Raw genomic sequence first — 21154 nt, 5'->3', positions numbered from 1 at the left:
GGTGTGTATGACGGATCTGGTTTCCCCTTATGTCGCGCCGGGTTTTGAGCCGGTTCTGGATGCTTTCAACGCCAATTTTGCCGAAGGTCTCGAACTGGGGGCAGGCTTTTGCGCTATTCTGGACGGGGAAGTGGTGGTTGATCTGGTCGGTGGCCACATGGACAGGGCCAAGACCCGGCCTTGGACTCGCCAGACACTGGTACCGGTCTATTCGACCACCAAGCCGATCGCTGCCATGGTGATCGCCCGTTTGCAGGATCAAGGCTTGCTGGGATTTGATGATCCAATCGCTTGGCTGTGGCCTGAGTTTACCGCCCATGGCAAGACTGTGTCGATTGCGCAGGCTTTGTCGCATCAAGCCGGTGTGCCGGGCTTTGCCGAGCCGATTGATCCCGATCTGTGGCTGAACCCGCCCGCTCTGGCCGAGGCTTTGGCCGCTCTGGCTCCGCTTTGGCAACCGGGCACGGCCAGCGGCTATCACCCGCTGACTTATGGCTATATTGCCGGTGAATTGGCCCAGCGCGCCCATGGCACCAGTCTTGGCACGCAATTGCGCAAAGACATTTGTGGGCCACTCGATATCGACTTCTGGATCGGTCTGCCCGAAGCCCATCATGATCGTTGTGCCGAGATGAGCCGACCCAAAGCGATGCCGGAACTCGGGCCGGTGTCAGAAGCCCGCAGAATTGCTTTCCTCACGCCATGGTCCTCGCCCAATCGCGGCGGGGCAGTGTGGCGAAGCGTGGAAATCCCCTCCGCCAATGGTCACGGCACAGCCCGTTCGGTTGCCACTTTATATGGCGTGTTTGCCAATAATGGCCGGATTGGCTCGCACGAGATCATCTCGCCTGAGACGATGACGGCCTTTACCCAAGAGCGTATCCGCACTGTCGATCTGGTTCTGCCTTATGAGATTGCGTGGGCAGCTGGGGTCATGCGCAATTCCAATCTGCGTTATGGACCAAATCCTGACACTTTGGGCCATTCGGGCTGGGGTGGGTCGGGCGGTTTTGGCGATCCGTCACGACGTTTGTCGGCGGCCTATGTCATGAACAAGCAAACACCGGCATTGTTGGGGGATGAACGTGCCGGCCGTCTGATCCAGGCGCTCTATGCCTGTGTCGACCGGGCTTAGGAGAATGTCCCAAGGCTGATCAAGCGCGCCTCGGCATCCATGCGGGCTTGCGGGTCGCCAACATGCAGCCAAGGCCCATCAAGCGCCAAACCAAAGAGCCGCCCCTGTGGCCCCCATTCATCAAACCAGGTTCGGGCCAAAGATCGCTTGACTTCAGGCTTGCCGATGAATTTGTCCCGCGTTGTGATCTGTACACCAGCATAGGCAAATGGGGCGGCCACAGCCTCGCCTCGGCGTGTCAGCCGCCCATCCCCATCCATGAAAAAGTCACCGGGTCCATCAAACCCAAGGGCCTGATCCAGCCGGGCCAGCAGCAACAGCCCATCCATGCGTGCGGGATCAAAGGCAGCGGCCATACGTTCAATCACGTGGCCCTCCACCCAGATTGCATCGGTATTGCACGTCAGAAGCGGGCCATCGGGGAAATGACCCAGCGCATGGATAAGACCGCCCTCGGTTTCGAGGGGCTCTGGCAGATCATCTTCGCGCGAGAGGATGATTGTGGGAGCCTTTTGTGTGCGGCTGGCCAGATGGGCGACCAGTTTGTCGGCAAAGTGAAAGCCGTTGACAACAGCTGTTTCCACGCCGGCTTTTGCCAAACGGTCCAGCATGTAATCAATCAGGCAGCGACCATTGACCTCAACCAGTGCCTTGGGGCGATCATCGGTCAAGGGCCGCATGCGGGTCCCCAGACCGGCGGCAAATACCATGGCGTGGCTTGGCACCTGCACCATTAGCCGGTGGCCCGATCAAAGGCATCCAGAGGAACATGGGCCTTAACCCAGGCCCGCAAATCCTTCAGGCGGGGATGGTCCAGCACCCGAGCCAAATGCCCCGCCTCGCGCGGCATGAATTGGCGATAGCGTTGCTTGCCGTCTCGACCGACAAGGCGAGAGAAAATCCCCAGAATGCGCAGCGCATTGATCGCCCCCTGGATGGCAAGTTCTTCCTCAAAGGCCGCGCGCTCTGCCCCGATGGCATCCAGATACGCACTGATTGCCGCCTCATGGGCCTCAGGGCTCACATCACGGCGGGCATCATGCAACAGCATGGCAAAGTCCCAAGCCCGGTAGCCATGCACGGCGTCTTGAAAATCAAGCAGGCCAACCCGCCCGATCCCGGCCCGCTCTGGCAGCCATAGGATGTTCTCGGCATGATAGTCGCGCAAGGTGAAGGCGCGGTGATGGCCTAAAATCTCTTGGATCAGGCTGTCACGAATATCGTCCCAGTCTGCCCGTGCACTGGCTGAGAAGCCATCTTGGTCCAAGAACCGCGGTGTCCACTCCACAAATAGATTGGCATTCTCGCGCAACGCAATGCGGTCAAAATCCAGAATTGGCCAGGGTCCAAGTGGGGAGGGTAATTCTGAAGGGACTGGGATCTGATGCAGGGCAGCCAGCACTTGGCCGGCCACGCGATATAGGCCAACTTCATCGGCGCGATTCTCGCCAATCACCCGGGCAAACAAATCATCGCCCAAGTCTTCCACCACAGCTACGCCAATTCTGGCATCTTCAGCCAGAATCGCGGGGGCGGAAAATCCGTGCGCCCGCAGATGGGCCGATACCGCGACAAATGCCTCCACGCGCGAGGCCGCCAGCCGAGACAAAGCATTCCAGCCAAGCGCGTGCCGCGTTGCTTCATCGGCATGCGGCGGGCAGGGGCCATCTTCATTGCCCGGCGGGGCCTTCATCAGAATGGCGGTGCGCCCATCCAGATGCAGCCGTTCATAGGAACGGGTTGAGGCGTCCTGCTCAAACTTCTGACGACGCGCCGTGCCAAAGCCCGAGGCGGACAGCACAGTGTCAATCGCGGCCTCGAAAGCCGATGCTCCGGACAAGGAGGGTTCACACATCATGCAGGCGGCTTTTCCAGTTAGAACGCGGTACAGCGGAGAGATGCGCGCGGCGATGATCCCCTATGAAGGTGATGTCAATATCCAGCCGCATGGGTGGCAGAAGATCTCCGGCTTTGTCAGGCCATTCGACCAAGCTGATTGTCTCGTCCAACTCCTCCCAACCCAATTCCCAAACCTCGTCGGGGGCTTCAAGGCGGTAGAGATCAAAGTGCAGAATTTCGCCGATGTCGGGCCAGATCGCAGGATCGGGCTGATAGCGCTGGACCAAGGTAAAGGTGGGGCTGGGGACTTCGACGTCCGCCCCCATCACGCTCTGGATCAGGCCACGGGCAAGGCTTGTTTTGCCCGCTCCCAGGTCGCCACGCAGCGCCAGACAATCACCCGGACGCAGGACTTTGGCCAGACGCGCACCCAAGGCACGTGTCTCGCCATCATGGCTTAAGCCGATGGATTTGATGAGCTCACCCATAGATCTGGCCTTAAAAGAGGATGGGCGCGGGGTCAAAACGCGTCGCTGCTGAAATCTTGCCAATCCCACCCCTGTGTGAGGGCGCTATCCTATGCCCGCCGGCTTGGGTTAGGAGGAATGCCAAGATGTTTCTGTTTGCCATGCTCTTGATGCCGGCTCCGCCCGTCGCGGAAGCCGGGACCACTGACTTCCCGGCCGAGGTGGTGGTGGTGCGCGCTGAACGCCTCCCGCCCGACCGCGCGATGCCAGCCCAGATCGTGCTGCAGGCATCCGATCTGCAGGCAGGTGGCGGCCAAAGATTGGATGAAGTTTTTCGCGACCTGCCCGGCGTTGGTCTGTTTCGCCGAACAGCCAGCCCTGTTGCAAATGCCACCATTCAAGGACTGTCCTTACGGCCGATTGCCCCCAATGGCGCAGGTCGCGCGCTCATCAGTCTCGATGGCGTGCCGCAAAATGATCCATTCGGCAGTTGGGTATTCTGGGTTCGCCATGACCCGCTGTTCTTGGACCGAGTGGATGTGCGCCGTGGTGCTGCAGGGGCAGGCTTTGGTCCTTTGGCCCTCACCGGGACTTTGGATCTCTATGAAGGGCGCGGCGGTCCGACGCGGGTGCGGCTTAGCGGTGGGGGGCAAGGTGCGGCACAGATTGCGGCGCGAACGGGCCTGCGAATCGGCCCCGCCGAGGTGACGATGATGGCCTCCCATGAGGTGGGCGACGGCCTCATTCCCGTTCAACCGAGCCAACGCGGGGCCATTGACCGACCTGTCGATCTGTCGGCAACCACATGGACGCTGGTAGGCGAGATGCCTGCTGAGGCAGGATTGTGGTCCTGGCGGCTATCAGGTTTTGAGGAAGTCAAGGGGGCTGGCACAGTGGGTGCAGCCAGCCGCGCGGAGGGCTTTGATATCAGCGCAGCGCGCAGCTTTGCCGGTGATTGGGGTCGTGGCCGCATCATCGTGTTTTCCCAAGACCGCGACTTTGCCAATCAGACCGTATCGGTCAGCCCCGATCGGGCCAGCGTGGTCCCGGCCTTGGATCAGTTTGAAACCCCGGCCTCGGCATTGGGGGGATCTGTCGTCTTGGGCCTTGATCTGGCCGGGCGGGCGCAGCGCTGGACCCTCGACTGGCGGCGCAGCGAGGGTGAGACACGGGAGCTGTTTCGCTTCCAAAGCGGTGCTTTCACCCGGTTACGCGTCGCCGGGGGACAGCAAGACCTGATCGGTGTGGGTCTGGATGTGCCGCGCCTGTTGCGCACCCCGGACGGGGCGATTGGATTGGATGCCAGTGTGCGCCTCGATCATTGGGCCAATCGCGATGCCATGCGCCTTGAAACCGATCGGGTCACGGGTCTTGTCACCTTGGCCGAACGCCCATCCGCCCGAGATGGTCAGGTATGGACAGGGCGGCTATCAGCTTACGGGCGCGACGGATGGGTTCGGTTGAGCCTTTATCGCACGTTCCGCCCGCCCAGCCTCAATGAGTTGCATCGCCCGTTCCGCGTCGGCAATGATGTGACCGAAGCCAATGCTGATCTGGTGCCGGAAGTTTTGGATGGGCTGGATCTTGATGTGCGCCACCAATGGCAGTCTGCCGTGTGGCCTTTGCCTGGGCGCGTGTCGGCGGACCTTAGCCTCTATCTCAACCGGCTGTCCGATCCGATCACCAATGTAACGATCGGGACGGGGCCAGGGCTTCTGCCACGGGTCGGCTTCTTGCCAGCGGGTGGCACGTTGCGCCAGCGCCAAAATGCCGGACGCATCGACGCGGCGGGTTTAGAAGCCGGTCTCAATTGGGTCGGTGATGGCCCGGCAAGCCCGCGCCTTGAAGCCCGTATCAGCCTGGTGGACAGTCAGGTTAAGGGCGGGGCCAAACTGCCTGCCCTGACCGGTCTGCGCCCATCCCAATCCGCGCCATGGTCAAGCTATTTGGGTCTTGAGATTTCCCCCGTGCGTGATGTGCGTCTAGGCCTTGGCGTGCGCGGGGAAGGCCCCCGGTTTGAAGATGACCTCAACACGCGCAAGCTCAAGTCCTTTCAGGCTCTCGACGCGCGCCTGACGTGGAATTTGAAACCGGATGTCGAGCTTTCCGTGCGTGGCGAAAACCTGACGCGCAGCCTGATTGCCACCACTGTCACAGGTGCGGGGATTATCTCGGCCACCGATGAACCGATCTGGCGCATCAGCGTGACGATCACGCGATAAGGGTCGCTTTGACTTCATCGACAATGCGATTGTCGATATGGCCCAGCCCGTCGATCTCGCAGCGGACCCGGTCGCCTGCAAACAGAAAGCGCGGCGGTGTGCGGGCAATCCCAACGCCAGCGGGTGTGCCGGTGAAAATGATGTCGCCGGGCAAGAGGGTAAAGGCGGTGCTGAGGTGATGGATCATCTCGGGCACTTTGAAGATCAAATCCGCCACGCAGCCATCCTGCATCAATTGATCATTGACAAAGCAGCGCAGCCGCAGGGCGTCCAGATTGTCAATCTCGTCGGGGGTCACAAGATAGGGGCCGAACGGGGCATGGGTGTCAAAGCCCTTGCCCATGATCATCGTGGGTGTGGCGCGTTGCCAGTCGCGCACCGAATAATCACAGCCCACACAATAGCCCGCGATCACGTCTCCGGCCCGCTCAACCGGGACATGCCGCGCTTTGGCCCCGATCACCACGACAAGCTCAACCTCGAAGTCGAGCTTGTCAGACACCACAGGCTTTTCCACATCGCCATAGGGGGCGTTGACCGCCGTCATCTGCTTCATAAACCACGTCTGGATCGCCGGTGGCTCCCGGCCAGTTTCTGCGGCATGGTCGGCGTAATTAAGGCCAATGCCGAAGATGCGGGGGGGCTGAGGCACGGGGGCGAGAAACTGGATATCCTGCAGGGGGACTTCTTCGGACACGGCGCGTCCTTCTGCTGGCCCGCGCAAGGCCGATACCACGCCCAGCCCGTCCGCCGGGGCTGCCAAAAGTTGCGCCACCTTGCCTTCGATTTGCGCGATGCGCTGAACGTCCTTGTACAAAATCGTGGCAAGTTTCATGCGCTTATTATCCTTTCACGGATCAGACTCTGTCGTGTTGGCCAATATTGTGACGATTTGGTCACAGCACGGCATTGTGACCTGAATTTGCAGTATTTCACCCTCGACCCCTACGTCAACCATGCGTATGGTCCGCCCATCATTATGCCGCCAAGTGTCAATTTTGGGCCTTGGCGGCGCAAGCTGGGTCCGACTGGGTCTGGAAACAACGAAGATACTTCTCTGGGAGAGAAAGATGAAGATGAACCGCCTCGGTTATCGCGGCCTGCTTTTGGCAGCATGTGCAACCTCCATTTATGCCGCACCCGCCTTTGCACAGCAGCAAGCACCTGCTGCGGCTGAAGAGCAACCAGTTGAAGAAGTGATTGTGACGGCAACCCGTCGTGAGACCGCGCTGCAAAGCGTGGCCGTTGCGGTGACCGCGATCGGTGCTGAAGCAATCCAATCGGCTGGCGTGAAGGACATTCGCGACCTGACCCAATTGGCCCCATCACTGCAGGTGCCTGTGTCGGAAAACTCTGGTTCGGTGACGGCCCGTATTCGCGGCGTAGGGACCCAAGGGTCGAACCCCGGCCTTGAATCCTCGGTCGGTGTGGTGATTGACGGCGTATTCCGTGCACGTAACAGCGTCGCATTCGGCGATCTGGGTGAAATCCGCGCCATCGAAGTGTTGCGTGGCCCTCAAGGTACGTTGTTCGGCCGCAACACCTCGGCGGGCCTGATCAATGTCACCACCAAGAAGCCTAGCTTCGAATTTGGCACCTCGGGTGATGCGACCTTTGGCAATTATGGCCTGGGTGGGATTGGTTTGGGCATCACTGGTCCGCTGATTGAAGACAAGCTGGCGGGCCGTCTCTATGTTACGGCCCGTGCCCGTGACGGCTATATGAATGTCAATAATGGCACGGCGCGGACTGAGTCCAATGACACCAATTATTACGCAGTCCGCGGGCAATTGCTCTACACCCCCAGCGAGACCTTTGATGCGCGTCTGATCGTCGATGTTGCTTCACGCGCAGAAGCCTGCTGCGCCGCCGCAGTTTGGTTGCGTGATGTCCGGGTGCCTTCCACCACCGACATCATCAACAAGATCTCGCCCAATGGCCTGCAAACCAGCCGCAATCTGAATAGCTATCTGGCCAGCGCCAACCGCACCTATGATCAGGACATTGATGATCAAGGTTTCAGCTTGGAAGCCAACTGGGATGTCGGCTTCGGCAAGCTCACCTCCATCACTGCCAAGCGCAATTGGAAGCGCGTGGCCGGGGCGGATTCTGATTATACCGGTGCCGACATTCTTTACAGCTTGAAGTCCGAAGGGGCCGGGGCTGAGTTCGATACCTTCAGCCAGGAATTCCGTTATGCTGGCACAGTCGGCAAGCTCGACTGGCTGGTTGGCACCATCTATGCCAAGGAAACCCTCAACAACCATGTGCGGTTCCGCACGGGCAATGATTACCAAGCCTATATTGGTGCCTTGCTCGGCCCCGCATTGGCTTTGGCCAGCCCATCGTTGGCGGTCAACCCGCTGAACCCTGCTGTCACCAACACCCAATTGGCTGGTGTGGTGTCGACCTGGCAATCGATTCTGGGCGTGACCCCGGCCAATATCGGCACACTTGCTGGCGGCGGTGGTCAGTTTGACGACTATGTCCAAGAGTCAGAATCATTGGCCCTGTTCACCCACAACATCTACCAGTTCAACGATGATTTCAGCGTTACGTTGGGTCTGCGTTATACCTCGGAAGACAAGAATTTCCGGGCCAGCTATCGCACCTTGGGCAACACTGGCTGTACTGCCATTGAAAATCGCTTAGGGCTGGATGCAGCCCGTAATGCGGGTGCTCTGGCTGGTGTGGTTGGTGCGATCTGCGCACCTTGGATGCGCTCTGCCCTTGATGGCATGGACCATCGTCAAAAGAAGTCTGAGAACGAATGGTCAGGCATTGTGTCGGCGGCATATCGTTTTGCCCCGAACATCAATTCCTACGTGTCCTATTCGCGTGGCTATAAGGCCGGTGGTTTCAACCTCGACCGCGCCTTCTCGGACCTCCAGAACAATCTGGTCACCTCCATCGTGTCGCCTGGTGTTGGCAACCGCACCGTGCGTCAGCCCGACACCTCATTCGCAGCAGAGACCGTCGATGCTTATGAAGTCGGCCTGAAGACCCAGTGGTTCAACCGTGCGTTGACTGCTAACTTCGCCGCCTATCACCAGACCTTCGAAAACTTCCAGCTCAACACCTTCACCGGCATCTCCTTCGTCGTGACGGCGGTTCCTGAAGTGGTGTCGCAAGGGGTGGAGTTCGACTACGTGCTGCGTACCCCAGTTGATGGTCTGACTCTCACGGGTGGTGCCGCCTATTCGTTGACGGAGTATACGAAGAATTTGGGTGCGGCTTCGCAGCCCAGCACATTCCTCGGTCAGAACCCGAACTTGTATTTGTTGCCCGGTGCCCAGCTGACCAGCTCGCCGGTGTGGACCTATGGCTCGGCCCTCAATTATGAGCGCTCGGTCCTGTCCGACAAGGCTTTGTTCAAGGCCTATGCCGACTTCCGCACCATCACCGACACCATTACCGGCTCGAACCTCGACCCACGTAAAACCCAACCTGGCTACACGTTGTTCAACGCCCGTCTGGCTTTGAGCACGGCGGATGAGCGTTGGACTGTTGAATTGTGGGGTCGCAACCTGACCGATGAGCGTTATGCACAGATCACCTTCGACGCGCCATTGCAGGGTGATGCGCCAGCGCTGACCAATCAGCCTGCCGTGGGCGGCTTTGCGCCACGCCCAATCAACAGCCAGATCAATGCGTTTGTGGGTGAACCCCGCACCTATGGTCTGACCCTGCGGTGGAGCTACTAAGCTTTCACCTGAAGCTCTTTAGGCGGAGGGGGCGCGGCGCAAGCTGCGCCCCTTTTTCATATTGGCCTGTCCGACTGATCCATGGGCTTGGTAAAATCGCACGCTGGCGAAACCAGCCAGCGTTGACTTGCGTATAGGTCCTCATGACACACGCCTTTCATCGCCCCGTTTCGATCGCTGTCACTTTGGTTAGTCTGGCTCTGCTGACAGCCTGTGGAACTCAATCACGCGCCCAAGCGGACGGGCCAAAACCTGCACCCGCACCTACACCCGCATCAGCGTCAGCGCCCGCTGCGGCAAATCTTGCGACAGCCATCTTTGCTGGTGGGTGCTTCTGGTGCATGGAAAAGCCATTCGATCAAATCCCCGGCGTGGTGGCGACCACCTCAGGCTATACGGGTGGCACGTTGGCCAATCCCACGTATCAGCAAGTCGGGCGCGGCGGCACGGGTCATTTTGAGGCAGTCAAAGTCACGTATGACCCTACGAAAGTGACCTATCAGCAGCTCTTGGACACATATTGGCTGCAGGTCGACCCGTTTGATGCGTCCGGCCAATTCTGTGACAAGGGTGAAACCTATCGTCCGGCGATTTTTGTGGCGACCAGCCAAGAACAAGCCGCCGCAGAAGCCTCCAAGCAAAAGGTATTTGCCCGCTTCCAGCAACCAATTGCTGTCCAAATCCTGCCGGCAAAGCCCTTCTATGATGCGGAGGACTATCATCAGGATTATTATCAGAAAAATCCGCTTCGCTACGCCTATTATCGCAATGGCTGCGGTCGGGATGCCCGTTTGCGCGCCGTCTGGGGGCAGTAATGGCGCAAACATGCGGCATTTTGTGGCAAATGCTGCGCACGGCATTTACAAACCCGGCAGCAACAGGCTAACGTAAGGGCAAGTCGGGTCTTTGGCTCGGCTTTGGTGTCCGGAATGGTTCGTTGCGCTCTTCGTGAGCGCGGAATTGGACCGGCGCTCCCTGAGCATCGCCTTGCGGTGGAGCCTTTGGCTCCACCGCTTTTTCTTTTGGGTTGTGGGGGAGCCTTTGGCTCCACCGCTTTTTCTTTTTTAATTCCGGGGGAGCCTTTGGCTCGACCGTTTATTCGTTTGGTGTTCGAGAGCCTTTAGCCATTAAGGTCATTCTTCTAGGCTTTAGGGAAAGAAAATGGATTGGGACTGATTCCTCCTAACACCTGCCTTGGCTGTTTCGAGGCCACCCGATTACCTTCGGTTCTGCTCAAACCGTTAACAATGTGTAACATTGTTGCCACTGTGCGAACGGCTTGGCACAAAGATGTGGCACGCCAACTGCCCAGACCGCCTGCTGTCATATAAGTGTCACATAAACGTCGCAGAGGCGTAGCTCAGGCGGGCTAGACGGCCCACTCACAGCGCAGCCTCCCAATGCAAATGCGCACGAAAATGATTTTCACAAGGGGTTACTTATGTCTCACGTTAAGCGCTTGTCTTCTGGCGTTGCGCTCGCCGCCTTATCCCTCAGCTTGTTTGGCTGGAGTGGCGCTGCTTTCGCACAGTCCACCGGCTCGCAACAGGCCGAATCCGAACTCGTCATCGTGACGGCCCAGCGTAACCGCACCACGGCTGGCCTGATCGAAAACGAAAAGACCCCGAAGACTCGCTCGACCATTACGGCTGAATATATCGCAACCCAGCCAACCGGTCAGACCGTAATCCAAAGTTTGAACCTGGTTCCAGGCCTTAACTTCACCAACTCGGATGCTTATGGTTCGTCGGGTGGTAACGTTCGTCTGCGTGGCTTTGACGGTAACCGCATCTCGCTGACCGTTGACGGGATTCCGCTGAACGACACCGGCAACTACGCCATCTTCACCAACCAGCAGCTCGATGGTGAATATATCAGCCGCACGACCGTCAACACCGGCACGACCGACGTTGACAGCCCGTCTGCTTCGGCCACCGGTGGTACCATCAATCTGCGCATGCGCCGCCCCGATGACACCCGCGCTTTCCGGGCCACATTGTCGGCTGGTTCGTCTTCCTATGGCCGCGGCCTGTTGATCTATGATACTGGTAAGTTCGGTCCCTGGGACACGACAGCCTTTATCGGCGGTTCCTATCAGCAATATTCGAAGTTTAAGGGACCCGGCGAACTGGAGAAGCAGCAATATAATGCTCGCATCTTCCAAAAGCTGAATGACACCGACTTCGTCAGCCTGTCGTTCCACTACAATGAAAACCGCAACGCTTTCTACCGCAATGGTAGCTTGGCGCAGTGGGCTTTCTATGGTCCTAAGTTTGACAACCTCGCCTCCTGTACCCGGGTTGCCGGTGTTGCTGGGACTGCTCAGAACGAGGGCTCGACCACAGTCGCCAGCGATCCCAACTTCCTTTCATCGGCTGACAATCCAGCCAATGCCAGCAGCTGCACCAACTTCTTTGGTCTGCGGATCAATCCTTCCAACACGGGCAATATTCGCGGTAGCTCCAGCTTCCAGCTGATGCCAAATCTGCGTCTGACCGTTGACCCCACGTATCAGTATGTGTTGGCCAATGGTGGCGGCACCACGGTGGTCAGCGAAACCGACCGTCGTCTGCGTGGCCCAGGTGCAACCCCCACCGCAGCCGGTGTTGACCTCAATGGCGACGGTGATGTGCTCGACAGCGTGCGTCTGTACACCCCGAACAACACCAACACCAATCGTGTTGGCGTCAACGCGTCCTTGATCTGGGACATTAATGACAATAGCCGCCTGCGTGTTGCGTATACGTTTGACTATGGCCGTCACCGTCAGACCGGCGAATTCACCCGCTTGTCAGCTAATGGCAACCCGCTGAACGTGTTCGGCGGCCGCGAAGGCCCGAAAGTATTTGGCGCTGACGGCAGCTTCTTGCGCGGCCGTGATCGCTTCTCGATCGCCCAGCTCAACCAGATCGCTATCGACTATAATGGTCTGTTCTTTGAAGATAAGCTGCGGGTGAATATTGGCGTCCGCGCCCCGTTCTTCGAGCGTCAGCTCGATCAGCGCTGCTACAGCCAAAACGGGACCTCGAACGTGCTGTGCACGACCGAAACCCCCAACGCCACTTTGGCAAACCGGAATGTGACCTTCGCGTCGACCGGTTCGACCCAATATATCGCGCCCTACAAGGCGACCCGCAAATATGACGCGGTTCTGCCGAACATCAGCGCGAGCTATGAGTTCCTGCCAAACAATTCGGTCTATGCCAGCTATGCAGAAGGCTTCTCGGCCCCTCGGACCGACAACCTCTACACCCCGCTGCGCTTCGTGACCGGGGCAATCCTGCTCAACAATGCCGTGCCAGAAACCACGCAAAGCTTCGACATTGGCTATCGTTATCAGGGTCAAAACCTGACAACGTCGGTTGCCCTCTGGAACACCAAGTATGACAACCGCATTGTGACGGCCTTCGACGATACCCTCGGGATCAACGTCGACCGCAACGTGGGTTCGGTGGATCTGCAGGGTCTCGATCTGGAACTGGGCTGGCGCGTGAGCAAGAACTTCACCGCTTATGCTTCGGCTTCGTTCAATGACAGTGAGCTGAAGAACAATGTGCCGCTGTCGGCTACCACCGCCCTGCCAACCGCTGGCAAGAAACTGGTGGAAACCCCGGATTCGACCTACGCCCTTCGCTTGCAATATGAAATCGATGGTTTGACCCTCGGCTTGCAGGGCAAGCAAGTGAGCGAGCGGTTCTCGACCGACGTCAACGACGAAGCAGCTCCTGCTTATGTCGTGGTTGACCTTGACGCCAGCTATGACTTCGAAAAGCTCGGCGCGAAGAACACGGTGTTGCAGCTCAACATCATCAACCTGTTTGATGAAGGCTATTATGGCAACATCAGCTCGACCAACAACGCTTTGGCCATCGCCAATGTGTCGACGGTAACTGGCACCACGGTCGCCCGCTCGGGCAGTGCGCCAAGCTACTCGCTCGGTGCACCGCGCACGGTTCAGGTCACTCTGCGGACCAAGTTCTAAATCACGATGGTCACGCTGTGACATCTGCGGGGCGGTCCTTTCGGGCCGCCCCGTTTGCGTTTAGGGAAGGTATTCAGAGGCTTGGGCAGTCTGACTGTCTGATTTCAGCAAAGGTGCACGTCTATGCAATTCGATCCAAAGCGACGCCTGTTTCTCAATGCCTGGGCCATGGGTGCCGCAGCAGCATCCATGACCAGCCCGTGGCGGGGTTCTGCAATGGCGCAAACCCCGAAGTTTCTGTCCGATCCCTTCACCATGGGCGTCGCGTCAGGTGACCCGAACCAGGATGGCTTTGTCTTGTGGACACGTTTGGCTCCTGAACCATTGGACCCGGACTACCGAATTGACGGCTTGGTCGATGTCCAATGTGAAATTGCTGAGGATGAGGCTTTCACCAAGATTGTTCGGCGCGAATTTGCTGTTGCACGGCCTGACAATGCCCACAGCGTACATGTTGAAGTGGGCGGTCTGAAGCCGAACCGGCCTTACTTTTATCGCTTCCGGGTCGGGCTCGCGGTCTCGCCAATTGGGCGGACCCGGACCACGCCAGAATTTGGCGCGCCTTTGGATAAGCTGCGCTTTGCGTGGCATTCCTGCGCCCATTATGAGCAGGGCCTGTTTACCGCTTATGGCGATCTGGCGCGGCAGAATCCCGACGTTATCTTGTCGCTGGGGGATTATATTTATGAGGTCTCCTACGGGGCAGCGGTGCGCCGCATGCCAGTGGAAGATGCCTTCAGCCTAAGCGATTATCGCCTGATCCACGCAGCCCATAAGCTTGATGCCGATCTACAGGCTGCCCACGCCGTCGCACCTTGGCTTTACATCTGGGACGATCATGAGGTTGCCAATGATTATCAGGGCGACTTTGGCAAGGTCCTACCGGGCCAAGATCCTGATCGCGATTTCCCGGTTCGGAAGTTTAATGCCTACAAAGCCTTTTTCGAGGCCAATCCGATGCGGGCCCGGTCGCGGTTTGATGCGATCAATCGGATGCGGATTTATGGCCAGAGTGGCTGGGGCGACTTGTTGGACTTCACCTTGCTCGACACGCGCCAATATCGTTCCAAGGGTGCGTGTTTGAGCCCCGGTCGACGTGAAGCCGAAAGCGTCAGCCGCGCGACCTGTGCCGAATTGCAAGATCCCTCGCGCACCATTTTAGGCGCGCGCCAAGAGCGCTTTATCTCAGAAAACTTTATGCGCGCGCCCTTCAAATGGTCCGTCTTGGTGCAGCCAACCTTGTTCTCGACCCTGTTCCAAAAGAACGCACAGGGCGATCCAATTGCTTATACAGACGGGTGGAGCGGGTTTGAGCCTGCCCGCCAAAAAATCATCGACATTATGGCACGCCGGCGACGTGAGGTGTCGTCCATTGTGATCGGTGGGGATATGCATGGCTTCTGGGCCAGCGATGTGAAGCAGGATTACAATCGTCCTGAAAGCGACACAGTGGCGGTTGAGTTCGTTGGTGGATCAATCACCTCCATGTCCTTCAATTATGATCGCTGGAACCGGCTATTCCCGGACAACCCGCATCTGAAGTGGCAGGATGACCGCGTGCGCGGCTATGGGCTCGTCGATGTGACCCCACAGTCCATGGATGTGCGCTTGATGAGCACCAAGACAACTTGGCAGCGCAATCAGGCGTTCAGCCCGCTCAAGCGCTATGTGGTTGAGCGCGGCAAACCTGTGCTGAACGAGGCTTGATACCTGCAGTCCCCCATCTTGTGGACGATAACAGCGGGGGCCATGTGAGCAGCCCCGCCCATTGTGCCTGAGGAGCCTTGAGTTGACCGATCTGACCATTCCGGCCGAATGGGCCCCGCACAAGGCAATCTGGACATGTTGGCCCTCCGCGGCCGATCTATGGCAAGAAGACCTTGAACCCGCCCGTGCCGAAGTTGCCGCCATGGTGCGGGCTTTGATCGCAACCACGCCCGAAGGCGGGCGAGGGGATGTGGTGCATGTTCTGGCCTGCGGTGCGGAAGCCCTCGCCAACGCCCGCGCTGCCTTGCCGAAGGCGGTCAATGTGCACGACATCGCCTTTGGCGACATCTGGCTACGTGATACCGGCCCCATCTTTGCCCGGCGTGGCGACCAGATTGTCGCCTTGCGCTTTGGCTTTAATGGCTGGGGTGGCAAATATGACTTGGCCCATGATGACAGTGTGGGCGACGGGGTGGCAAGGGCAGCTGGTGTTTCGACCGTCAGGGCCCCGTTTATCCTCGAAGGTGGCGCTGTCGACCATGATGGAGACGGCACGGTGCTGACGACGCGCCAATGCTTGCTTAATCCCAATCGCAATCCGGGCTGGGATGAAGCCACCGCCGAAGCCTTTCTCAAACGGGCCTTGGGTGCGCGCAAGATATTGTGGCTTGGCGACGGTCTGGCCAATGATCATACAGACGGCCATGTTGACAATATCGCCCGCTTCATCGGGCCGGGGCGGGTTGTCTGTATGGAACCCTTTGGCGAAGATGACCCCAATCAGGCTGTGCTGGACCAAATTGCTGCTGATCTAGCAGCCATGCGCGACGCACAAGGTCGGGTACTCGATGTGGTTCGTATTCCATCGCCTGGACGTGTGCTGGACGAGGATGGAGAAGTGATTCCCGCCTCGCACCTCAATTTCATTATCGGCAACGCCAGCGTGGTGATGCCTCATTATGGTACCGCGTCAGCCGATGCGGCTCTGCGCGCCCTCGCGGCTGCTTTTCCGGGTCGGCGGGTCGTCGGCATACAAAGTAACGCCATTCTGACCGGTGGCGGCAGTTTCCATTGCATCACCCAGCAGGAGCCAGCCTGAAATGGCCCGAATTGTCACACTTGCAGCACTTCAAACCCATTATGGGCTTGATCTCCAAGACAATATTGACCGCACCATCGGCTTGATCCGGCAGGCAGCGGCGCAAGGCGCGCAAATCATTTTGCCGTCTGAGCTGTTCCAAGGACCCTATTTTTGCACCACGCAGGATGAACGCTGGTTCGCGACCGCCTATCCAGCCCTAAGCCATCCCTGCGTCACCCAGTTGCAACCACTGGCTGCTGAATTGGGCGTGGTTATCCCTGTGTCGATTTATGAGCGTGATGGCCCCCGCTATTACAATAGTGTGGTCATCCTTGATGCAGATGGGACCGTGCTGGGGACTTATCGCAAGAGTCATATTCCTGATGGTCCTGGCTATCAGGAGAAATATTATTTCCGTCCTGGCGACAGCGGTTTCAAAGTGTGGGACACGCGCTATGCCCGCATCGGCGTCGGGATATGCTGGGACCAATGGTATCCAGAAGCCGCCCGCGCCATGGCCCTTTTGGGTGCTGAGGTCTTGCTATATCCGACGGCGATCGGTTCAGAGCCCCATGATGGTAGCCTCGACACCCGTGACCCCTGGCGCCGCGCAATGCAGGGCCATGCTGTCAGCAATGTCATCCCTGTGGTGGCGGCCAATCGGATTGGAACCGAACAAGGCCTTGGTGCGGATCAGCACTTCTATGGCTCTTCATTCATCGCCGATCATCGCGGAGATTTGATCGCAGATCTCCCGCGCGAGGGCGAAGGGATCGCACTTGGGCAGGTTGATCTGACATTTCTGGACCGCCATCGGGCCGCTTGGGGCTTTTTCAGGGACCGTAGACCCGATCTTTATCCACAGGACTGAGGGAAATTTCGCCCTTCTGGTTATAAAACTGTAACAAAACCAGACTCAATCCTTAACAACGGCATCTTCTACAGACATTTCTTGCCTCGCAGCGGCAATTTAGCGCATAGCCCCCTTCCACAAATGACAAAGGGCGGCTAGGACTCCCGATGAGCCCGTTCGTTACAAAAAGATTAACGGCGGGACTGATTTTTGAGGATACACAAAACCATGTTTGCTCTTCTGCAAGCCGCCGGTGCTGCTGACACCGCTGCCACCCCTGCTGCTGACGCAACTGTTGCTGCTGCTGCTGAAACCACCAATGCTGTTGTTGAGTCAGTGAACGCTGTCGCTGCGGCTGCCCCTGCTGCCCCAAGCGCTGCGGAAGCTGCTGCTGCTGCTGCAGAAGCTGCAAAGAATGCCGGTCAGCAAAACATCACCTTGATGGACATGATCGCCGCTTCGCCACTCGTGTCGAAGATCGTGCTCGTGATCCTGCTGCTCTGCGCCGTTTATGCCATCGCACTGATGATCGAAAAGATCCTCGTGATGCGCAGCAACAAGAAGCGCACGGTTGAGTTTGTCGCCGCCTACAAGAAGGCCAAGACCCCTGAAGAAGCCGCTCAATTGCTGGCCAAGCAACCAGAAGGCTTTGCCAAGAAAATGTTTGCAGCTGGCTATGGCGAACTGCAAAAGGCCAAGGACGCGGGTCTGTATAACAAGCGCGAAGCTCGCGGTGACCTGATTGAGCGTATTCGTGCGGCCATGACGGCTGAGCAGAACAAGGGCATTGAAGAGCTCGGCTCCAACATGACCTTCCTCGCGTCGATCGGCTCGAACGCCCCCTTCATCGGTCTGTTCGGGACCGTGTGGGGCATCATGAACTCGTTCATCGCGATTGCGAACACCCAAACCACCTCGCTGGCCGTTGTGGCACCAGGTATCGCAGAAGCATTGTTCGCAACTGCAGCTGGTCTGGTGGCTGCTATCCCTGCCGTGTTGATCTACAACTTCTCGGCTAAGCAAACCGGCACCATCGGTGGCTATCTGGAAGACTTCGAAGCGGACTTCATCTCGCTGGTGACCCGCGACATGGACAAGCAGGGCTGATCGGGGCTCTGGAACAGGAGACCGATCATGGGTGCTAAACTAGCCGGAGGCGGCAGTAGCGGCAAAAGAGGCCGCCTGGATGTGAATGCAGAACCAAATATCGTGCCCTTCGTGGACGTGATGTTGGTGCTGCTGATCATCTTCATGGTGGCTTCGCCGGTCGCGTCAGTGGACATTAATGTCACGCTGCCAGACTCCAAAGTGTTGCCCTCGAAGCGTCCACCAAAGCCGACCTATGTCACGATTCAGGACAAGGGTGGTCAGGTTGGGTATTTCGTTGGCAATGACGAAGTCGTGGATACGGCTGTTCTGGGAAAGAAAGCCTTTGAAGGGGTTGTCAAAGACAATCCGACCTTCGATGGCGACTTGGCTAAGATCATCGACCAGCGGATTTATATCCGTGCCGATGGTGAAACGCCGTACCGGAACGTCGTGTTCGCAATGAACCGCCTTCAAGATGAAGGCTTCTACAAAGTTGCGCTCGTGGGCGCAGATAAGCGCCGCTAGAACAGGGAGGTAGGACTAATGTTGAATACGAATACCACCCGCGCTTGCAACCGCGAGACCTCGAACCTGAAGGGAGTATACCACCATGGGTGCTAAACTCGCTGGAGGGGGACGAGGCAAGGGCCTGCAACCGAGCTCGGAACCCAATATTGTTCCGTTCATCGACATTCTCTTGGTGTTGCTGATCATCTTCATGGTGGCAGCTCCTATTCCGACGACGGACGTGAAGGTGGACTTGCCACCGCCATCTCCGCCGCCTGAACAGCAACAGGAGAAGCCAAAGACCCCAACAGTCGTTGATATTCGCGACGATGGGACGGGTCTGCCGCAGATCTTTGTGGATGCTCAACTTGTGGAATCGGACCAATTGGCTGCCAAGGTTCTCGAACGCGTCACATTCCATGTGCCGGATTCTCCAAACCGGCTTTTGGAAACCGTGCGCGTCCGGGCTGACCAGACCCTTCCGTACCGGTCGGTGATGGAAACCATGGCAATCCTGCAGGAAGCCAATTTCCAGAAAGTCTCTCTGGTTGCTGAAGATGCAATCAGCCAAGACCAGTTGCGATAGGGGGCAATAGGATATGGCAAAATATCGCTTATTGTTCCTGTTGATCTCGGTCGTGTTGTGGGCCGGCATCCTCTATGGGGTGTCGAAGGTTCGCCCACACATCGTGACGGACTTCCTGGACAATCTGAATGTGGTGAAGGCGGAGAAGGACAAGAAGCCACCTCCGCCACCACCACCACCACCACCACCGCCGGAAAAGCTGCCGCCACCACCGCCTCTGGTGGAGCGTCAGACCAAGATGATCGTGGACATTCCCCCACCACCCGTGGAGGAAATCCGTCAGGTGCAGGAGCGGGCTCCCCCGCCACCCGCACCGGCTTTGACCGATTATCAGCCACCGGCACCACCACCGCCGCCACCGGCTCCCCCGCCACCTCCGCCGCCTTCGTGCACGGAGTCTCCGAAGAACCCGCGCAAGCTGCGTGAGTTCAACATTGAGCGGGCCTATCCACAGCGGGCCATTGATCGGGGTACTGAGGGCAATGTCCGCGCGACCCTGCAGATCGATGCCACGGGTAGCGTTGTCGGTGTCATTGTGACGGCTGCAAACCCGCCGGGCGTGTTTGAATCGGCTGTCGAGCGGGAAGCCCGCCGGATGCGTTTCGATCCAGCCCGTCGCAATTGCGAGAACACTTCGGGCGAGTTCTATCTCGACGTTCAGTTCAGGCTGAACGAATAGACCGATCGGACTCAATCTTTAGGAAAAGGGCCGTTGCCAGCGCAGCGGCCCTTTTTCCATGTTCTGTCAGCAACCTTCACGCAGCGCCGATAAATCTGCGGCCATAAAAAAGGGGCGACTTGCGCCGCCCCTAAACTCTGTCGTAGTCGATCAGACCTTACTCAAACAGCTTGGCCCAGCGGGGACGGTTGCGATCCTTCCAATGGCCGCGGTGATAGGCGTCCGAGGCAATTAGCGGCACCACGGTGGAGGCTTCCGCAAAGACCATTTGCTCCAGCGCTACCGAGACTTTGCCCCATGAGCAGGCCTCTTTCAGTGTCGAGGATGAGCAAGCTCCATCGCGTACATCCGCCACAGTGATTTGAACGGCATAGGCGTGCATCTCGGCTTCAACGCCCAGGATTTCCGCGCACACCACAGTGTCTTGCGCGAAATTCTTGGGAACCCCACCGCCGACCATGAACAGGCCAGTGCGGCCTGCGGCAATCTTGATGTCGGTGAGTTCACGGAAGTCGGCAATGGCATCGATCATCAGATAGGGCTTTTTGTCCTTCATGCGCTGGACCTGGTGTTTCACCAGACCAAAGCCTGCCGAGCTGTCGACAAAGGCTGGGCAGAAGATCGGCACGCCGCATTCATAGGCGGTCTGGATCAGACTGCCTTCCTTCTTGGCATTGCCTTCGCTCAACCATTTGCCCATGGCCGCGATGAAGGCGCGCGAGGAATAGGCCTTGGGCTCAAGGCTGTCAGCAATCTCCAGAATGGTGTGATCGCAGGCCTGCAGCTCTTCCTCATCAATATAGGTGTCATAGATGCGGTCGATGTAGAGGCTGCGCAGGGTCTCATCATCGGGCACTTCCAAGGCTTGATAATGCTTGAAACCGAGGGCTTCAAAGAAGTCCATGTCGATGATCGAGGCACCGGTGGCAACGATGGCGTCGACCATGCCGTATTTTACCATGTCGCGGTACACATGCATGCAACCGCCTGCACTGGTGGAACCTGCCAGCGTCAGCCAAACGGTGGCTTCCTTATCGGCGATCATGGTGTTGAAGATTTCTGCCGCGCGACCTGTGTCGCGGCTGGTAAAGGACATTTTCTTCATGCTGTCGATGATCGGCCGGGCATCATAGGAGGCGATGTCCACATGCTCGACAACATGGGAGAGCAGTTCTGCTTTGCGGTTTGCGTTGATGGTTTCAGCCATGGTTTGGGCACTCTTTCAACCTGGGTCAGAAGGCCAGCGACCGCGCCGGAACTCCCTCTGGGCCAGTGATGGGCGGCCTTAGCCGAAATTGATTGC

At 58.2% G+C, this 21154-nt stretch carries 16 protein-coding genes and 1 pseudogene; 12 read left to right on the top strand and 5 right to left on the bottom strand.

Translation table 11 applies throughout. The features are described from left to right. Nucleotides 1–7 precede the first annotated feature (7 nt). Nucleotides 8–1135 carry a serine hydrolase domain-containing protein gene (locus PbB2_RS07595; RefSeq protein ID WP_108984717.1) on the top strand — a complete coding sequence of 376 codons (1128 nt, stop codon included), beginning with the start codon at nucleotides 8–10 and terminating at the stop codon, nucleotides 1133–1135. On the opposite strand, the gene PbB2_RS07590 is transcribed toward PbB2_RS07595, so the two are convergent. From PbB2_RS07590 to tsaE, 3 genes are read right to left on the bottom strand one after another with little or no spacing between them, the layout of a single operon-like run. Beyond that, the gene (locus tag PbB2_RS07590; RefSeq protein WP_238164911.1) at nucleotides 1132–1869 is read right to left on the bottom strand and encodes a nucleotidyltransferase family protein; all 738 of its coding nucleotides are present in this window, start codon (nucleotides 1867–1869) and stop codon (nucleotides 1132–1134) included. The two genes, PbB2_RS07595 and PbB2_RS07590, sit on opposite strands and share 4 nt — an antisense overlap. Beyond that, nucleotides 1869–2993 carry an aminoglycoside phosphotransferase family protein gene (locus PbB2_RS07585; protein WP_238164910.1) on the bottom strand — a complete coding sequence of 375 codons (1125 nt, stop codon included), beginning with the start codon at nucleotides 2991–2993 and terminating at the stop codon, nucleotides 1869–1871. Before PbB2_RS07585 ends, PbB2_RS07590 begins: the two co-directional genes overlap by 1 nt. Further along, nucleotides 2983–3462 carry a tRNA (adenosine(37)-N6)-threonylcarbamoyltransferase complex ATPase subunit type 1 TsaE gene (gene tsaE / locus PbB2_RS07580; RefSeq protein ID WP_108984716.1) on the bottom strand — a complete coding sequence of 160 codons (480 nt, stop codon included), beginning with the start codon at nucleotides 3460–3462 and terminating at the stop codon, nucleotides 2983–2985. The genes PbB2_RS07585 and tsaE overlap by 11 nt, the downstream gene beginning before the upstream one ends. A 125-nt stretch (nucleotides 3463–3587) precedes the next feature. On the opposite strand from tsaE, the gene PbB2_RS07575 reads away from it, so the two are divergent. Then, nucleotides 3588–5663, top strand: a complete 2076-nt coding sequence (locus tag PbB2_RS07575; protein ID WP_192576227.1) for a TonB-dependent receptor — start codon at nucleotides 3588–3590, stop codon at nucleotides 5661–5663. Here the strand turns inward: PbB2_RS07575 and PbB2_RS07570 are convergent. After that, nucleotides 5653–6498, bottom strand: a complete 846-nt coding sequence (locus PbB2_RS07570) for a fumarylacetoacetate hydrolase family protein (protein ID WP_108984714.1) — start codon at nucleotides 6496–6498, stop codon at nucleotides 5653–5655. The two genes, PbB2_RS07575 and PbB2_RS07570, sit on opposite strands and share 11 nt — an antisense overlap. Before the next feature lie 235 nt (nucleotides 6499–6733). Here PbB2_RS07570 and PbB2_RS07565 point away from each other — a divergent pair, with 235 nt between their 5' ends. From PbB2_RS07565 to PbB2_RS07520, 10 genes and pseudogenes are all read left to right on the top strand, one after another. After that, nucleotides 6734–9367, top strand: a complete 2634-nt coding sequence (locus PbB2_RS07565) for a TonB-dependent receptor (RefSeq protein ID WP_192576226.1) — start codon at nucleotides 6734–6736, stop codon at nucleotides 9365–9367. A 272-nt stretch (nucleotides 9368–9639) separates the two neighbouring features. Continuing rightward, a pseudogene (gene msrA / locus PbB2_RS07560) lies at nucleotides 9640–10182 on the top strand (peptide-methionine (S)-S-oxide reductase MsrA); the annotation flags it as partial. Nucleotides 10183–10808: 626 nt separating this feature from the next. Then, a complete protein-coding gene (locus tag PbB2_RS07555; protein WP_108984711.1) occupies nucleotides 10809–13349 on the top strand; it encodes a TonB-dependent receptor in 2541 nt (846 codons plus the stop codon). 123 nt (nucleotides 13350–13472) lie between these two features. Then, complete coding sequence (locus PbB2_RS07550; protein ID WP_108984710.1) at nucleotides 13473–15056, top strand: alkaline phosphatase D family protein; 1584 nt, start codon at nucleotides 13473–13475, stop codon at nucleotides 15054–15056. An 82-nt stretch (nucleotides 15057–15138) separates the two neighbouring features. Then, a complete protein-coding gene (locus tag PbB2_RS07545; protein ID WP_108984709.1) occupies nucleotides 15139–16155 on the top strand; it encodes an agmatine deiminase family protein in 1017 nt (338 codons plus the stop codon). Nucleotide 16156: 1 nt separating this feature from the next. Continuing rightward, entirely contained in the window at nucleotides 16157–17008 is an 852-nt protein-coding gene (gene aguB / locus PbB2_RS07540) for an N-carbamoylputrescine amidase (RefSeq protein ID WP_108984708.1), read from the top strand. A gap of 210 nt (nucleotides 17009–17218) precedes the next feature. Continuing rightward, nucleotides 17219–18097 (top strand): MotA/TolQ/ExbB proton channel family protein, encoded by an 879-nt coding sequence (locus tag PbB2_RS16350; protein ID WP_108984707.1) that lies wholly within the window; start codon nucleotides 17219–17221, stop codon nucleotides 18095–18097. Nucleotides 18098–18124: 27 nt separating this feature from the next. After that, nucleotides 18125–18604 carry a biopolymer transporter ExbD gene (locus PbB2_RS07530; protein ID WP_108984706.1) on the top strand — a complete coding sequence of 160 codons (480 nt, stop codon included), beginning with the start codon at nucleotides 18125–18127 and terminating at the stop codon, nucleotides 18602–18604. 85 nt (nucleotides 18605–18689) lie between these two features. Further along, nucleotides 18690–19172, top strand: coding sequence for a biopolymer transporter ExbD (locus PbB2_RS07525; protein ID WP_108984705.1), 483 nt, complete (start codon nucleotides 18690–18692; stop codon nucleotides 19170–19172). A 13-nt stretch (nucleotides 19173–19185) separates the two neighbouring features. Next, entirely contained in the window at nucleotides 19186–19851 is a 666-nt protein-coding gene (locus tag PbB2_RS07520; RefSeq protein ID WP_108984704.1) for a TonB family protein, read from the top strand. A 157-nt stretch (nucleotides 19852–20008) separates the two neighbouring features. On the opposite strand, the gene PbB2_RS07515 is transcribed toward PbB2_RS07520, so the two are convergent. After that, nucleotides 20009–21058 (bottom strand): 1,9-bis(guanidino)-5-aza-nonane synthase, encoded by a 1050-nt coding sequence (locus PbB2_RS07515; RefSeq protein WP_108984703.1) that lies wholly within the window; start codon nucleotides 21056–21058, stop codon nucleotides 20009–20011. Nucleotides 21059–21154: the final 96 nt, after the last annotated feature.

The sequence above is a fragment of the Candidatus Phycosocius bacilliformis genome, assembly GCF_003112735.1.
GTDB classification, from domain to species: Bacteria; Pseudomonadota; Alphaproteobacteria; order Caulobacterales; family Aquidulcibacteraceae; genus Aquidulcibacter; species Aquidulcibacter bacilliformis.
The sequence above is the reverse complement of the archived record's forward strand: the minus strand, read 5'-3'. Positions and strand labels throughout refer to the sequence as shown.

Bases quoted from the DNA above. Each gene is read 5' to 3' on its own strand.
- PbB2_RS07515 (WP_108984703.1), bottom strand. From the start codon at position 21,058: ATGGCTGAAACCATCAACGCAAACCGCAAAGCAGAACTGCTCTCCCAT.
- aguB (WP_108984708.1), top strand. From the start codon at position 16,157: ATGGCCCGAATTGTCACACTTGCAGCACTTCAAACCCATTATGGGCTT.
- PbB2_RS07595 (WP_108984717.1), top strand. From the start codon at position 8: ATGACGGATCTGGTTTCCCCTTATGTCGCGCCGGGTTTTGAGCCGGTT.
- PbB2_RS16350 (WP_108984707.1), top strand. From the start codon at position 17,219: ATGTTTGCTCTTCTGCAAGCCGCCGGTGCTGCTGACACCGCTGCCACC.
- PbB2_RS07525 (WP_108984705.1), top strand. From the start codon at position 18,690: ATGGGTGCTAAACTCGCTGGAGGGGGACGAGGCAAGGGCCTGCAACCG.
- tsaE (WP_108984716.1), bottom strand. From the start codon at position 3,462: ATGGGTGAGCTCATCAAATCCATCGGCTTAAGCCATGATGGCGAGACA.
- PbB2_RS07590 (WP_238164911.1), bottom strand. From the start codon at position 1,869: ATGGTGCAGGTGCCAAGCCACGCCATGGTATTTGCCGCCGGTCTGGGG.
- PbB2_RS07555 (WP_108984711.1), top strand. From the start codon at position 10,809: ATGTCTCACGTTAAGCGCTTGTCTTCTGGCGTTGCGCTCGCCGCCTTA.
- PbB2_RS07550 (WP_108984710.1), top strand. From the start codon at position 13,473: ATGCAATTCGATCCAAAGCGACGCCTGTTTCTCAATGCCTGGGCCATG.
- PbB2_RS07530 (WP_108984706.1), top strand. From the start codon at position 18,125: ATGGGTGCTAAACTAGCCGGAGGCGGCAGTAGCGGCAAAAGAGGCCGC.
- PbB2_RS07565 (WP_192576226.1), top strand. From the start codon at position 6,734: ATGAAGATGAACCGCCTCGGTTATCGCGGCCTGCTTTTGGCAGCATGT.
- PbB2_RS07585 (WP_238164910.1), bottom strand. From the start codon at position 2,993: ATGATGTGTGAACCCTCCTTGTCCGGAGCATCGGCTTTCGAGGCCGCG.
- PbB2_RS07570 (WP_108984714.1), bottom strand. From the start codon at position 6,498: ATGAAACTTGCCACGATTTTGTACAAGGACGTTCAGCGCATCGCGCAA.
- PbB2_RS07520 (WP_108984704.1), top strand. From the start codon at position 19,186: ATGGCAAAATATCGCTTATTGTTCCTGTTGATCTCGGTCGTGTTGTGG.
- PbB2_RS07575 (WP_192576227.1), top strand. From the start codon at position 3,588: ATGTTTCTGTTTGCCATGCTCTTGATGCCGGCTCCGCCCGTCGCGGAA.